This is a genomic window from candidate division TA06 bacterium, from assembly GCA_016208585.1.
Lineage (GTDB): Bacteria > Edwardsbacteria > AC1 > AC1 > EtOH8 > UBA5202.
In genome coordinates this window covers 1-15,072 of the sequence record JACQXR010000084.1, presented here as the reverse complement: position 1 = coordinate 15,072, position 15,072 = coordinate 1, and the positions used below count along the sequence as shown (strand labels likewise).

The following is a 15,072-nucleotide window of genomic DNA, read 5'->3' as shown; positions in this document are numbered from 1 at the left end:
GCAGGAAACCGAGAAATATTTTCCTGTCTTTCAGGGATTCCTTATAGTTCTGGTTTATCAGGGGTCGAGGATACCAATTGAAACTGAAAAAAGTACGCCTGGGCGTCAACATAGACCATGTGGCCACCCTAAGGCAAGCCAGACAGGCCATATTGCCTGATCCGGTGGCCGCGGCCGGCCTGGCCGAAAAGGCCGGGGCAGCCGGCATCACTGTGCATCTGCGTTCCGACCGGAGGCATATTCAGGACCGGGATTTATTGAGACTGTCTAAAACTGTGAAGACTCATCTCAATATCGAGATGGCGGCTACCGGCCCGATGATGGCCACTGCCCTGAAGATAAAGCCTGATGCCGTCTGTCTGGTCCCGGAAAATCCCGATGAAATAACCACCGAGGGCGGCCTGGATTTAATCAAAGCCAAAAGCCGGGTGGCCGTGGCGGTCAAAACGCTGAACCAGGCCGGGATCAAATCAACCCTGTTCATCGAGCCGGATGAAGTCCAGATAAGGACGGCCGAAAAACTGGGAGCCAGGGCGGTGGAATTGAATACCAACGCCTATGCCCTGGCCTGGAAAGCGGTGCCCGGGAACAGCCGCAGGGTGGCTTTTCAGCTTGACCGGCTGGCCAAGGCCGCCCGGTTGGCCGAAGGATTGGGACTGGAGGTTCACGCCGGGCATGGGCTTAATTATTTAAACGTCAGGCCGGTGACAAAAATACCCCAGATAACCGAGCTTAACATCGGGCATTCGATAATTGCCGAAGCAGTGCTGGTCGGCCTAACCAAGGCCGTCCGAGGCATGGTCAAACTGTTAAAACGCTGAAGATACTACTCAAAGCGGATACCCTTCACCGGCCTAAATATCGGTCATATTCAGGGCAAGCTCTGTGGTGAGTGACTTGTACTGAGCTTGCCGAAGTAAGCCGAACCAATAGTAGACTTTTTTCCACCAAAATACCCGAAATACGCAAATAATATTGGGTTGATAGAATCGGGAATGTCCACTAATATATGCTCCGAGTAATAATATACTGAACTTTGGTAAAAAGCCCAAATTCAGTAATACCTAAATGCCGCAAATATGGAGCCCCACGGGCAAAGCCCGTGGTTCCTTTCCCTAGGTTACCCCGCCAGTGGCGGGGTTATCCGCCTTGAGTAATCAGCGACATCCGCCGTAGCATCTACCTGCCTGATGCGCATTCATCCACGGGCATAGCCCGTGGTCTTCTGCGAAGGCGGATAAATGATCCAATGTCTGAATCTCCAAATAATTGAAATTTTTTGAAATTTATTAATTTGAATTTGTTTAGTCCGCCTGCGGCGGATTCGGTATTAGAATTTCGAATTTGCCAAAGTTCAACACTTAAATTTTTTCTGGACAGGGCAAAGCTTGAACAGCCGACAGATCATAAAATATTTCAGCGGCAAGAGGATTGCCGTTCTGATGGGAGGCAGGTCGGGAGAACGTGAGGTCTCATTGCGTTCCGGCCAAAATGTACTGAAGGCGCTTAAGCGCCAGGAATTGCAAGCGGTGGCTGTAAATGTCGGACTGGATCTGGGAACCGAGTTGAGACACAAGAAAATCGATGCGGCTTTTGTGATCCTACACGGGAAATATGGCGAGGACGGCACGGTTCAGGGCCTGCTGGAGATGATGGACATCCCGTATACCGGTTCGGGGGTACTGTCTTCGGCCCTGGCCATGAACAAGATTTTTTCCAAGAAGATATTCACCGGACAAAAAATACCCACCCCGGAATACTGCTGGGCCGGACCGCATCAGGATCCCAAAACGGCGGCCCATGAAGCGGTAGATGGACTGGGACTGCCGCTGGTAATCAAACCGGTGGATGAAGGTTCCTCATTGGGGGTTTCCATTGCCAAAAACCAGGAACAGGCGGTAAAATCATTTATTCAGGTTCATAAAAAATACGGGCAGGCGATGGCCGAGCGCTTCATTCAGGGAATGAACGTTACAGTGGGGATCTTAGGCTGCGGCGTAAAGGCCAGGGCTTTGCCGGTGCTGGAATTAATGCCTAAAAACGAATTCTACGATTATCAGGCCAAATACACTGGCGGCATGACGGAGTTTCATGTCCCGGCCCGGCTGCCGGGAAGCATTTACGCCAAGGTTCAGCAGGTCACCCTTCAGGCTCACCAGGCCCTGGGTTGTCATGGCTGGTCCCGGGTGGACGCCATAGTCGACCGTTCGGGCACAGTATATGTTCTTGAGGTAAACACCACTCCGGGAATGACAGATCTTTCCGACCTGCCGGCCGAGGCCAAGGCCGAAGGGATGGAGTACGACCAGGTGGTTTTGGAGATACTTGACAGCGCCAGAAAACGGTTATAGCGATCACAGCCATTTATTTTAACAAAGGAGATATAAAATGCCAGTCCCGAAGAGAAGACACTCGAATTCCCGCACCAACAAGCGCCGGGCCAACTGGAAGTTGGTACAGCCGAATCTGGTAAATTGTTTCCACTGCCATCAGCCTCGTTTGCCGCACCGGGCCTGCTCTAATTGTGGTTATTACGGTGGGCGGGAAATCGTTGCCATTAAAGAAGTATAAGTTATAATTTAAACCGTTACTTTTATAAAAATGGGCCCTAAATCCCATAAAAAAAGGTCTGCTAAAAATCAGGAGTTGACCAACGGAGCAGGACTGTCTCAGATACCCAAAGGTACTGAGACAGTTACCGTGGTGGTTGATGCCATGGGCGGTGACCACGGCCCGGCTCCCATCATCGAAGGCGCCATCCAGGCAGCCAAACTTTCCAAGGGCCGTTATAAGGTGATGCTGGTGGGCGATGAAGTGGCCATCAAGACCGAATTGGCCCAGGGGGTTGGCGAAGAGAAGTATGAAGAGGATGACCTGAAAAAATACGGGGTGGAGGTGGTCCATGCCTCCCAGACCGTGGAGATGCACGAGTCGCCCACCGACGCTTTACGGCGCAAACGAGATTCCTCCATTCTGGTGGGCTTAAGGCTGCAGAAAGAGAATAAAGCCCAGGCCTTCATTTCCACCGGCAACACCGGGGCGGTGATGGCGGCGGCACTGTTTGAGCTGGGAAGGCTAAAGGGCGTGACCCGGCCGGCCATCGCCAGTTTCATGCCCACCGAGCACGGCGGTTGCATCATGATAGACGTGGGGGCCAACCTGGACTGCAAGCCCCACCATCTATTGCAGTTCGCCCTGATGGGATCATCCTACGCCCAATATGTGTTTGACCGCAGCAATCCCAAGGTGGGGCTGTTGTCGGTGGGCGAGGAAAAATCCAAGGGCAGCGAGATCATCCTGAAGGCCCACGAACTTCTGTCCGCCAGCACGCTCAATTTCATCGGCAACATCGAGGGCAAGGATATCCTGAAGGGCACGGCCGACGTGGTGGTCTGCGACGGGTTCATCGGCAACATCATCCTGAAATTCGCCGAGAGCGTGGTGCGAATGTTCTACGGCTCCATCAAACGTTATATTTACACCAGTATCTTTGCCCAATTGGGGGCTTTATTATTAAAGCCGGCTTTGAAGAAATTCGCCCAGGATCTTGATTACGAAGAATACGGCGGGGCTCCATTGCTGGGTGTCAACGGGGTCTGCATTATCTGTCACGGGCGTTCCAGCGCCAAGGCCATCAAAAACGCAGTGCTGGTAGCCAGCCGTTGCGTTTCCCACCGGGTAAACGGCCATATCCAAGAACAGTTGGAATCCCTTAACACAGAGGAATTTGAAAAATGAAACGGATAGCCATACTGGGAACCGGATCTTTTGTCCCTGAAAAAATACTGACCAACGCCGATCTGGAAAAGATCGTAGAGACCACTAACGAGTGGATCACCCAGCGCAGCGGCATCAAGGAGCGGCATGTCTCCGACAAAAAAACCCCGACCTCCAAACTGTCTTTGGAAGCCGCCAAAAGGGCGTTGGAATCTGCCGGAATAAAACCCGAGGAGCTGGATTTCATCCTGATTGGTACGGTCACCCCGGACATGATGTTTCCCTCCACCGCTTGCATAGTGCAAGCCGCATTGGGAGCCAAGAATGCCGCGGCTTTTGATCTTTCGGCCGGCTGCACCGGTTTTATATACGGCCTGGAACTGGCCCGCTCGCTGATAGTAGCCGACCCCAAGCGCAAGGTGCTGGTAATCGGGGCGGAGGAACTGACCAAGATCACCGACTGGACCGACCGCGGCACCTGCGTGTTGTTTGGGGACGGAGCCGGGGCGGCGGTGCTGGGGATGGCGGACGATGACCGGGGGATACTTTCCACCTATCTGGGCGCCGACGGCAACCTGGGCGACCTGCTTTTCATGCCCGGAGGTGGCTCGCTGAATCCCGCCAGCCATAAAACCGTGGATGAGAAGATGCACTGTGTGAAGATGGCCGGCAACAAGGTATTTCCCCATGCCGTGAGGAACATGCTGGATGCCTCGACCAAGGCGTTGGAAAGCGCCGGGATTGGCAAAGAACAGCTGAATCTTTTAATTCCCCACCAGGCCAATATCCGCATCATCAAAGCCATCGCCGAGCGGCTGGGGGCCGGGAACGAAAAGATATACATCAACATCCAGAAATACGGCAATACTTCTGCGGCTTCCATACCCATCGCCATGGACGAAGCGGTGCGGAACGGAAAGATAAAGAAAGGCGACCTGATAATGCTGGTGGCTTTCGGCGCCGGGTTCACCTGGGGCGCGGCACTGATACGCTGGTAACTGTTGAAGTCAGAAAACAAAATCAGAAAGCAAAATAAATTGAAGGCAGAAAAGGGTTACTGGTCATTGCCAGGTGGCATCTATGCTGGGCAGAAGAAGCAATCCAAGTGTATTTATTTTCAACGTAGACAATAGAAAATCCGTGTTCATCAGTGTCCCATAAATTTAAAGAGGTAAACATGTCCAAGACAGCATTCATATTTCCCGGCCAGGGCGCCCAGTACGTGGGCATGGGTAAGGACCTTTACGAAAACCATCCGCTGGCCAAGGAGGCTTACGAAAAGGCCAACCAGGCCCTGAAATTTGACATCGCCAAGATCTGCTTCAAGAGCACGCCCGGCGAATTGCGGATGACCCACAATGCCCAGCCGGCCATTTTGATACACTCCATAGCCGCTTTCAGGCTCCTTGAAAAAGAGGGCATCAAGTTTGATTACACCGCCGGGCACAGCCTGGGCGAGTGTTCGGCCTTAGTGGCGGCCGGGGCTTTGGCCTTTGAGGACGCCGTCAGATTGGTGCGGATCCGCGGGTCATTGATGTCCATCGCCGGCGAGATTCAGCCCGGCACCATGGCGGCTATCCTGGGGCTGGAACCCAAGGTGGTGGAGCAGTTATGCTATGAGGCCCGGGAAGCGGGCATCGTCGAGGCCGCCAACTTCAACTCGGCCGAGCAGACAGTGATCTCGGGCGAGGTCAAGGCGGTGGAGAAGGCTATGGAGCTGGCCAAGGCCAAGGGGGCCAAGCGGGCGGTGCAGCTTGAGGTGTCTGGCGCCTTCCACTCGGAACTGATGGATATCGCCCAATACGGTATGCGGCGGGCCCTGAACCAGGTGGTTTTCAAGGAACCGGCCTGTCCGGTGATCGCCAACGTCTCGGCCGAACCAGTGCACAGCCCGGACACCATCAAGGAACTGCTGATAGAACAGGTGAAGAAGCCGGTGCGCTGGGACGAGTCGGTGAAAAAAATGGCCTCGTTGGGCGTGACCACCATGGTGGAATGCGGCCCGGGCCGGGTGCTGAAAGGGCTGATCAAGCGGATCGCGCCCGAGATCAACGTGCTGAACGTGGAGGATAGCAAGACGCTGGCGGAGACGCTGGAAGCACTGAAAAAGGTTTGAAACATCAAGCGAGAAGAATGGAGGCGTATGGTTAAATTTACCTGCATAAGCTGTATATTGGCAGTATTGTTATTTCCCGGCTGCAGTAAAGACAGCGGTCCAACCGAAACGCCTTTGGCGCCTGGCACAAGCACAATTATAACGGGCACTGTAAAAGACTCTTCCGGTAACCCCATTGACAGCGCGGCCATAAAAATAAAATATTATTTTACCGTTGCCGCAAAACAAAGCGCAAAAGCATCGCCCTGCAGTGTAGAGAGCTTTACTGCTGTCAGGGTTGTAAATGGCGTCCAACTGAACTGGGTCACAGAATCTGAAGTCAATACATTGCGATGGGAAATTGAAAGATCCCTGGTTGCCGACACGGATTTTGTAGTTATTGGCATCCTGCCTGCTGCCGGCAACTCTTCTTCAGTCATCAGTTATACCTATACGGATACAACAGCATCTGCAACGCAAACCTATTATTACAGGTTATGTTTGGTTGATGTTGACGGGGCAGTCAGCTACTTTGGCCCGATTGGGCTGGGACCAGCGCCGATATATCCTGATGAAGGCTTCAGTGCCGCAAGCCCTTGTCCGTTTAGTGGCAGCACAACTATCGGTTATTCGCTGGTAGGCAGCAGCCAGGTTTCACTTACACTAAAACAAAAAGGCCAAGCAGTTAGAACTCTTATAAATCAAACATGCGCGGCCGGGTTTTATTTGGTAACTTGGGATGGTAAGGATAACGGTAGCATATTTTTGGCATCGGGATATTTTGTTTCTGAATTAACAATTTCCCGGCACGATTCCACATTCTGTTATACAAAGCCGGTTTTTATAAACATTGTGGATAGTTCCACCGCCCGCGTCAATACCTACACCGATGCACAAGGCGCATTCACTATAAGTGACATTCCGGTTGATTCGGTATTCAATATGCGGGATGTTATGGGAACCGATCTGGGCAATGTCAAGGTTTGTGACAGTGTTACGGTTTATGCCGTAAAAAATGGATATGCTGTAAATAAAGTAACATTTGTGCTGGGCAAAAATACCACCAGCGCCATAAATTTCATCATAAGATAAACAGGCAAAAAATAATATTGAATAGACAAAAATAACCATGCAGTTAAAAGATAAAATTGCAGCAGCATGAATAACTTTATTACATCTGCTCCAGTTGCTGAAATAGCCCAGTTCTGCCAACGTTGGCTCATCAGCAAGCTGGCTCTATTCGGCTCTGTCCTGCGCGACGACTTCGGTCCCGAGAGCGACGTGGACATACTGGTCGCTTTCTCCCCGGGAGCCGATTGGGGCTTGCTTGACCATGTCCAAATGCAGCAAGAGCTACAGACCATCTTGCGCCGCAATGTAGATCTCATCAGCGCCCGCGCTCTTGAACGCAGTCGCAATTGGATGCTCCGCGACGAAATCTTGAACACTGCGGAAACCCTCTTCCCCCAGCGGAAGGCCGCGCATGTATCGGGATGAAACCACCTTGCAGGATATCGCAGAAGCCGCTCGCTTGGCGGCCGGCTTTGTGCAGGGATTGGGGAAAGCGGCTTTTCTCGATGATCTCAAGACGCAATCCGCCGTATTGTACCAGTTGATAGTGATGGGCGAAGCGGTAAAACGTCTTTCCGCCGAGTTCCGCCAACAGCATCCGGAAACTCCTTGGGCTCTCATTGCCGGGATGCGTGATAATCTCATTCATGGTTACGACTTGGTGGACTGGGATGAAGTATGGAAGACGGCAACCAGCGATGTGGTCGCTTTGTTGGCCCAGATTGAACCCCTTTTGCGAGACAAATCGCAACAACCGTCATAGAGGCCGACTGCACTTTAAAAAAACGCGGCAAAGATTAGGTGCCCTTACTTGTCTAATCAATAAAACGAAGATCTGAACAATCATGCAACTATCAGATAAAACCGCCATCGTTACCGGTTCGGCCCAGGGCATAGGAAAAGCAATAGCTTTGGCCCTGGCCCAGGCCGGGGCCAACATCGTGGTCAGCGACGTCAACCTGGAGGAGGCCGAGAAGACCGCCAAGGAGATCGAGGCCCTGGGCCGGAAAGCCATAGCGCTTAAGTGCAACGTGGCCGATGCTGCTGAGGTAACAGAACTAGTCAAAAAGTCGCAAGAGACATTTTCGACATTGGACATTTTAGTGAACAATGCCGGCGTCACCCGCGACAACCTGATGATGCGGATGGACGAGAAGGACTGGGACCTGGTGCTGGACATCAACCTTAAAGGGGCATTTCTTTTAACCAAGGCCGTTACCCGGATAATGATGAAACAGCGCTGCGGACGGATCGTCAACATGTCCTCGGTCATCGGCGTGATGGGCAACGCCGGGCAGTCCAACTACGCGGCCAGCAAGGGCGGGCTGATCGCCTTCACCAAGTCCACCGCCAAGGAATTCGCCTCGCGCAACATCACCTGCAACGCCATCGCCCCGGGCTTCATCGAAACCGCCATGACCGCCAAGCTTTCAGACGAGGTCAAGGAGAACTACAAGAAGGGTATCCCGCTGGGCCGGATGGGCAGCGTGGACGACGTGGCCAACGCGGTGCTGTTCTTAGTTTCCGAACAGTCAACCTATATCACCGGCCAGGTGCTACACGTGGACGGCGGGCTGGTGATGTGACCACTCGATTCCCCACGAAAAGGCACGAACTGACTTAAAAAATGTCATCCCGAGATTTCTTTCTTGCCAGACTGTTTGAGAGATGGCATGTTTACCCTTTGATTTGTAAGGCCCGGTGCATGTCTCAGGGTGACAGGTAAAGTTGTCATTCTGAGAAAAACATATAATTTGGCAAGCCGAAGAATGTGGTACGCTGCATACTTCAACTTGTGCGGCGGGATGCCACACTCAGTCTGACAACTATGACAGCAGGATAAGAAATTAAGTAAATCAAATACAACCAACATATAACAAACTACTTGAAAAGGAGGTGAATTAAATGGCAGTAATAGATGATGTCAAGAAGATCGTCATTGACCGGTTGGGCGTGGACGCTTCGCAGGTTACCATGGAGGCCTCGTTTATCGAGGATCTGGGCGCCGATTCATTGGACACCGTGGAACTGGTGATGGCCCTGGAGGAAAAATTTGGGATGGAGATCCCGGACGACGAAGCCGAAAAGCTTACCAAGGTGGGCGTGGCGGTGGAATATATCGAAAAGAAGCTGGCGGAAAAGGCCGGCAAATAAATCACCTATATCCAAAGCATAAACCGGGGAGGCGCTTTTTGAACCAGGCGCCTCTCCATACAAAAATAATAGCAGGTAAAAAAGATTATGAAGCGAAGGGTGGTCATCACGGGATTGGGGGTCATTTCCCCCGTAGGAAATAACCAGGACGAATTTTGGAAAAGCCTGACCGAGGGCCGGGGAGGGATAGGCACCATCACCCGGTTCGACGTTTCCAAATATAGCGCCCGGATCGCCGGCGAGGTCAAGAATTTTGACCCGGTCCAGTTCATCGACCGCAAGGAACTGCGCCGGATGGACCGCTATACCCATTACGCCATGGCGGCCGCCAAGATGGCTATCGAGGATTCCGGGCTTAAGATCGAAGGCGAGCTGGCCGAACGGACCGGAGTGATCATCGCCTCCGGCATCGGGGGCACCGAGACATGGGAGGCCCAGCACCAGAAACTGCTGGAAGCCGGGCCGGACAAGGTCTCGCCGTTCTTCGTGCCCATGATGATCATCGACATTGCGGCCGGGTACGTTTCCATAGCCTTCGGGGCCAAGGGCCCGAACTTTGCCACCGTCTCGGCCTGCGCTTCCGGATCCCATGCCATCGGCGAAGCCTTCTGCAACATCCAGTCCGGCGACAGCGAGGCTATGATCTGCGGCGGAACCGAAGCCCCGATAACCCCACTGGCCCTGGCAGGCTTCTGCGCCATGAGGGCCCTTTCCCTCCGCAACGACGACCCGGAACATGCCTCAAGGCCCTTTGACAAGGACCGCGACGGTTTTGTGATGGGCGAGGGCGCCGGGATATTGATATTGGAAGAACTGGAGCATGCCAGGTCCCGGGGAGCCAAGATCTATGCCGAGCTTTGCGGCTACGGCGCCACGGCCGACGCCCACCACATCACGGCTCCGGCTCCGGGCGGCGAGGGAGCGGCCCGGGCCATAAAGATGGCCCTCCGGACAGGCGACCTGAAGCCGGAGGAGGTGGATTACATCAACGCCCACGGCACTTCCACCGACCTGAATGATAAATATGAAACCGCAGCCATCAAAACGATTTTTGGGGAGCATGCCAAAAAACTGGCCGTTTCGTCCACCAAATCCATGACCGGCCATTTGTTGGGCGCGGCCGGAGGGGTGGAGGCCATTGCCACGGTGCTGACCATCAAGAACGGCGTCATCCATCCCACCATCAACTATACCACTCCCGATCCGGAATGCGATCTGGATTATGTGCCCAATAAGGCCCGTCGGTCCAAAGTAAGGGCTGCAATATCTAATTCATTCGGATTCGGAGGACACAACGTTTCCCTGGCTTTTAAGCAATATATATCATAAGGTCATGTATAATGTGTCGCTGATGTAAAGTGAAGCATCGCAGTATGTATGATATGACGCCAAAAGTCCCAATTTCAACCCAGTAAATCTTATCCGGTAAGCCATTTGTTAAAAAAAATATTTTTCAGACCGGGACAGAAAGCGCTACTGCCGGAACGCCAGCAAGCCCTGGGCAAGATCAGGGAGCGGTTGGGATGGAAGATCAAGAACCGGCAGTACTTTTTGCAGGCCCTTAAACACCGGTCGGTCGCCGGGCGCCACATCGACTCCAACGAACGGCTGGAGCTGCTGGGCGATTCGGTGCTGGGGCTCTTGGTCTGCGAATATCTTTATATTACCAGGCCCAAGGACGACGAGGGCCAGCTGACCGAGGTCCGATCCTTAGTGGTCAGCAAGAAAATCCTGGCCAAGCTGGCCAAAGAGCTGGGAGTAGGCGAATTGCTGGAGATGTCGCGAGAGGAAGTGGCCTCCGGAGGACGGTACAAGGACTCCATACTCTGCGACGCTATGGAATCGCTGATCGCGGCGTATTATCTCGACTCCGGGCTTAAAGCGGTCAGGATATTCCTGCAAAAAACCCTATTCTGGCAGATCACCCACCTTTCCAGTCACGAGGCCTACAAGAATTTCAAGGGCCTGCTCCAGGAATACATGCAGTCCCGGCGGGATGCCCGCAGCGTCCGTTATAATGTGAAGGCGGACGCCGGCCCCGAGCATCACCGCACTTTTGAGGTGGAGTTGAAGATAGCCCGTAAACGCTACGGGCTGGCCCGGGCCGGCACCAAAAAGGAGGCCGAACAACTGGCGGCCCAGCAGACCCTGGAAAAACTCAAGACCGAAATCGGATAAACATTTTGTCTTTCACAAATAAATCAAAAGGACAGCCAGAAGCATCATGATGAATTATTACCTGACCGAAGAACAGATGATGATCAAGGACCTCTGCCACAAGATAGGGGTGGAGAAGATCAAGCCCGTGCGCGAGCATTACGACGAAACCGGTGAGTTTCCCTGGGACATAATCAAGCTGCTGGCCGAAGCCGATATCTGCGGGGTCTATATCCCGGAAGCCTACGGGGGCCTGGGCGGCGGGGTGATGGAGATGGCGATCGCCACCGAAGAGCTGTCCCGCTATTGCGGCGGAATCTCCCTGTCCTTTGCCGCCACCGGGCTGGGAACCTTCCCCATCATCCTGTTCGGCGCCGAGGAACAGAAAAAGAAATATCTGCCCGACATCGCCAGCGGCAAGAAACTGGCGGCCTTTGGCCTGACCGAGGCCAACGCCGGGTCGGATGCCGGCGGGATCCAGACTACCGCAGTCAAAGACGACGACCATTTCGTTTTGAACGGCACCAAGCAGTGGATCACCAATGGCGGAGAGGCCGAGGTTTACACGGTAGTGGCCCTGACCGACAAATCCAAGGGCAGCCGCGGAGCCACCGCCTTCATAGTGGAAAAGGGGACGCCCGGTTTCAGTTTCGGCAAGAAGGAGAACAAGATGGGCATCCGGGCCTCGGTTACCCGCGAACTGGTGTTCGACAACTGTCGCGTCCACAAGAGCCAGATCCTGGGCAAGGAAGGCATGGGTTTCCTGGTAGCCATGGGAACCTTGGATCGGACCCGGCCCGGCGTGGCCGCCCAAGCCCTGGGGATCGCCCAGGGGGCTTTGGACGAAGCGGTGAAGTACTCCCGGGAACGGGTGCAGTTCGGCAAGCCGATCTCGGCCTTCCAGGGGGTACAGTTCATGCTGGCCGACATGGCCATGAAGCTGGAGGCCGCCCGGTCGCTGGTTTACGCCACGGCCAAGATGATCGACTCCGGCGAAAAGAAGTTCGCCAAGGAAAGCGCCATGTGCAAGTGTTTCGCCTCCGACGTGGCCATGGAAGTGACCACCAACGCGGTTCAGGTGCTGGGCGGCTACGGCTATATGAAGGAATACCCGGTGGAAAAGATGATGCGCGACGCCAAGATCACCCAGATCTACGAGGGCACCAACCAGATCCAGCGGACGGTGATCGCCTCCAACCTGATCAAGGAGGCGGCCGGGGGGAAGGAATAGTTGTCTACTGTTAATAAATAGCCCAGGCCTTCCGACTACGTTTTATAACTACTTCGTCGGATTAATAAGGCCTGGGCTGTTTTATTACTCAGAGCGTATACTTGTGGTGAGTGACTTGTACTGAGCTTGCCGAAGTAAGCCGAACCAATAGTAGACTTTTCCCCCACCAAAACACCCCGCTACATCGGGGCAAGCTGCGAAATCCGCTAAATATATTGGATGGGAAAGAAATAGGAATGTCTACTAATATTCACTCCCATTAGTAATAGGTGCTGGTGTCGGTCAGCGAACGGATCAAGGAGATCAAAACGCCAAAGACTCCGGAGCAATCCGGAGTCTTGTTTTGTTTTTATGGGCAGTAACCTTCAATTTATCCTTGAATTTGGAGAGCTTAGAGGGTATACTTCAGGCAATGAGCCAAGCAATAAAAAATAAAACCGATCGGCACTGGCGTTACCATGTCCTCAAAAAACTGGGGCAGGGCGGCGAGGCCGAAGTATACCTGGCCCAAGACAGGCTGACCGGCCAGTCTGTTGTGTTAAAGTCATCCGCCCAAAACTCGGGACATGATCTGAAACGGGAATTCATCCGGCTTTACCGGCTGAATCATCCCGGCCTGCTTAAAGCTTACGATTTTTACCGGCAGGCGGGGCAGGCCCTGGCCGCTTTTGAATATTTTCCCGGGGTCACTCTGGACCGCTATGTCCGGCAGAACCAGCCAGGTAAAAAAGAGCTTTGGGAGATCTGGATCAAATTGACCGGCATCGTAGCCTATCTCCACGGGCGGGAATATATCCACGGAGACATAAAACCGGAAAACATTCTGATAGACCTGGAAGGAAGGATAAAATTGATAGACCTGGGACTATCCGGAAAAACCGGCGATGCTCCCAGTTCCGGTTTCTCCGGCACGGCGGAATATGCGGCCCCCGAGGTCTTAAGCGGGAATACCGGGCCGACGCAAAGTTCCGATGTCTACAGCCTGGGCCTGCTTCTTTTTCAGATGATGACCGGGCAGCTCCCGGCAGCCAAAGACCGGCTGGAGGAAAATCAGTCCTGGAGCTTGAGGCTCAGGGAAACATTGGATGATAAGCAATCCGAGATCGGGATAAGGACTCTGAACTTTTGGCCCCAGGAAAGATATCATTCCGCTCTGCAACTGACACAGGCATTGGGTCAGTCCGGTTATGGCTATTCTTCGGAAAGGCCGGATGATTTTCGTTTTTCCGGTCAAAGCCGGGCCCTGGCCAAAGCCGTGGAGCATTTGCGTCTGAAAAAAACCGGTCTGCTAAATGTTACCGCCGGACCAGGAAAAGGTAAGACGGTTTTTTTGAAGGAATTGAACTTTATCACACAGATAGCCGGTTATTCCGCCGCCTATGTCAATGCCGGAGCGGGGAGAGTAAGAGAAATATTGCCAGACATCCCTGCAGATGCCATTTTGCTGGTTGATGACCTAACGGACGGAAAAACCCTGGGCTGGCTGAAAAACCGGAAGGGCCCATCCATAGCGGCGCTTAACCCGTCTAATCAAGCGCGGGCCAAAACGGATACGACGGTGGCTCTGGTAAAATTCCAAAAGCAGGAATATTCCCCGGTGCTGGCCAGTTATTTTGCGGGGATAAGAACATGGGAACTAGATAATCTATCCGATTGGCTATGGCAAAAAGCCGGCAGTAATATAGCTTATGCCAGGTTATATCTGGAACAATGCCAGGATAACGCCATCATTGGGCAAAGGCACGGCCATTGGCAGATCGACTGGCAGAAATTATTTGCCGATCAGACCATTCCGGATAAAATCGCCGCCGACATTGGCCGACACTGGAAAAACCTTGACCCTAATGACTGGGAGACATTGAAGAAGATTTGCCTGGCAGACGGGTCAGTGTCTCTAAACACAGAGAGGGCGGCAATTGCCGATCAGGAGTATTGGCTTGACGAAAGCGGCCGGATAGACGGGGATATTTTGCTGGCTTTTATTCTTAAGCAGATTGATAGCGCCGCAAAAGACGGGATAAAAACGCAGACAGTTTCCGATGTAAAATGTGAATATTCATCCATGGCCCGATGGGCGTTCCGGGACCCTTCGGCACCGCTCACTCCTGCGGCGTGCAGGCAGGATAAACTTTTGTGGCTGAATGAACGCAAAAGCTTGTTTGACCGGGCCAGGCAGAACAATGATCTGGAAAAGATGCTTTATGCCGGGCGCCAGCTGGTTGATTCCGGCCAACTGGAAATAAAAGAACAAATTCAGTTGACCAGGCAATTGGCAGCCCTTTACCAGCGGGTAAGCCGGTGGGCCCCGGCCATAGAGTTGTGGGAAAGACTGGCTGGATCACTGTCCGGCGAATGGGAATATTATCAAACACTGGCCAAGCTATACGCCAATAAGGGCGATTATGTTCCGGCGCTGGAAGCCTTGGAAGAAGGAGCGAAGACCGTAAAAAATGCTGACCAGCAGTGCCTTTACCTGGCCTATAAAGGCTGGGCGCTGGGCCTGCAGGGGAAGCAAGAAGAGGGCGGGAACATCTTGAATAGAGCTTTGGAAACCGCTAATTCCGGAGGCTGTTCTGACGGCACATTTTTCCAAATATATAATTTGTTGGCCAGGCATCACCAATCCACAAACGACTTCAAGCAGGTT

Annotated in this window: 15 protein-coding genes; all 15 read left to right on the top strand. The window is 53.2% G+C overall.

All coding sequences use genetic code 11. From position 1 onward, the window contains the following. The first annotated feature begins 83 nt into the window (after window positions 1-83). Entirely contained in the window at window positions 84-821 is a 738-nt protein-coding gene (locus tag HY768_06320; GenBank protein MBI4726824.1) for a pyridoxine 5'-phosphate synthase, read from the top strand. A gap of 621 nt (window positions 822-1,442) precedes the next feature. Then, window positions 1,443-2,351, top strand: coding sequence for a D-alanine--D-alanine ligase (locus HY768_06315; protein ID MBI4726823.1), 909 nt, complete (start codon window positions 1,443-1,445; stop codon window positions 2,349-2,351). Between the two features lie 37 nt (window positions 2,352-2,388). Continuing rightward, window positions 2,389-2,571 (top strand): 50S ribosomal protein L32, encoded by a 183-nt coding sequence (gene rpmF / locus HY768_06310; protein ID MBI4726822.1) that lies wholly within the window; start codon window positions 2,389-2,391, stop codon window positions 2,569-2,571. A gap of 30 nt (window positions 2,572-2,601) precedes the next feature. Further along, entirely contained in the window at window positions 2,602-3,738 is a 1,137-nt protein-coding gene (gene plsX / locus HY768_06305; protein ID MBI4726821.1) for a phosphate acyltransferase PlsX, read from the top strand. Beyond that, window positions 3,735-4,715 carry a ketoacyl-ACP synthase III gene (locus HY768_06300; protein ID MBI4726820.1) on the top strand — a complete coding sequence of 327 codons (981 nt, stop codon included), beginning with the start codon at window positions 3,735-3,737 and terminating at the stop codon, window positions 4,713-4,715. The genes plsX and HY768_06300 overlap by 4 nt, the downstream gene beginning before the upstream one ends. A 179-nt stretch (window positions 4,716-4,894) precedes the next feature. Beyond that, window positions 4,895-5,833 carry an ACP S-malonyltransferase gene (gene fabD / locus HY768_06295; GenBank protein ID MBI4726819.1) on the top strand — a complete coding sequence of 313 codons (939 nt, stop codon included), beginning with the start codon at window positions 4,895-4,897 and terminating at the stop codon, window positions 5,831-5,833. Window positions 5,834-5,860: 27 nt separating this feature from the next. Then, window positions 5,861-6,904, top strand: a complete 1,044-nt coding sequence (locus HY768_06290; protein ID MBI4726818.1) for a hypothetical protein — start codon at window positions 5,861-5,863, stop codon at window positions 6,902-6,904. A 66-nt stretch (window positions 6,905-6,970) separates the two neighbouring features. Further along, window positions 6,971-7,309: a nucleotidyltransferase family protein gene (locus HY768_06285; GenBank protein MBI4726817.1), complete on the top strand. Its 339-nt coding sequence runs from the start codon at window positions 6,971-6,973 to the stop codon at window positions 7,307-7,309. Then, on the top strand, window positions 7,296-7,646 hold the full coding sequence (locus HY768_06280; protein ID MBI4726816.1) for a DUF86 domain-containing protein: 351 nt from the start codon (window positions 7,296-7,298) through the stop codon (window positions 7,644-7,646). The genes HY768_06285 and HY768_06280 overlap by 14 nt, the downstream gene beginning before the upstream one ends. Before the next feature lie 82 nt (window positions 7,647-7,728). Continuing rightward, a complete protein-coding gene (gene fabG / locus HY768_06275) occupies window positions 7,729-8,469 on the top strand; it encodes a 3-oxoacyl-[acyl-carrier-protein] reductase (protein MBI4726815.1) in 741 nt (246 codons plus the stop codon). A gap of 319 nt (window positions 8,470-8,788) precedes the next feature. Then, window positions 8,789-9,037 carry an acyl carrier protein gene (locus HY768_06270; protein MBI4726814.1) on the top strand — a complete coding sequence of 83 codons (249 nt, stop codon included), beginning with the start codon at window positions 8,789-8,791 and terminating at the stop codon, window positions 9,035-9,037. An 87-nt stretch (window positions 9,038-9,124) separates the two neighbouring features. Continuing rightward, complete coding sequence (fabF, locus tag HY768_06265; GenBank protein MBI4726813.1) at window positions 9,125-10,366, top strand: beta-ketoacyl-ACP synthase II; 1,242 nt, start codon at window positions 9,125-9,127, stop codon at window positions 10,364-10,366. 105 nt (window positions 10,367-10,471) lie between these two features. Beyond that, window positions 10,472-11,215 (top strand): ribonuclease III, encoded by a 744-nt coding sequence (gene rnc, locus HY768_06260; GenBank protein MBI4726812.1) that lies wholly within the window; start codon window positions 10,472-10,474, stop codon window positions 11,213-11,215. Between the two features lie 49 nt (window positions 11,216-11,264). Further along, complete coding sequence (locus HY768_06255; GenBank protein MBI4726811.1) at window positions 11,265-12,425, top strand: acyl-CoA dehydrogenase family protein; 1,161 nt, start codon at window positions 11,265-11,267, stop codon at window positions 12,423-12,425. Between the two features lie 412 nt (window positions 12,426-12,837). Continuing rightward, on the top strand, window positions 12,838-15,072 hold a 2,235-nt coding region (locus HY768_06250; GenBank protein ID MBI4726810.1), incomplete at its 3' end, for a protein kinase.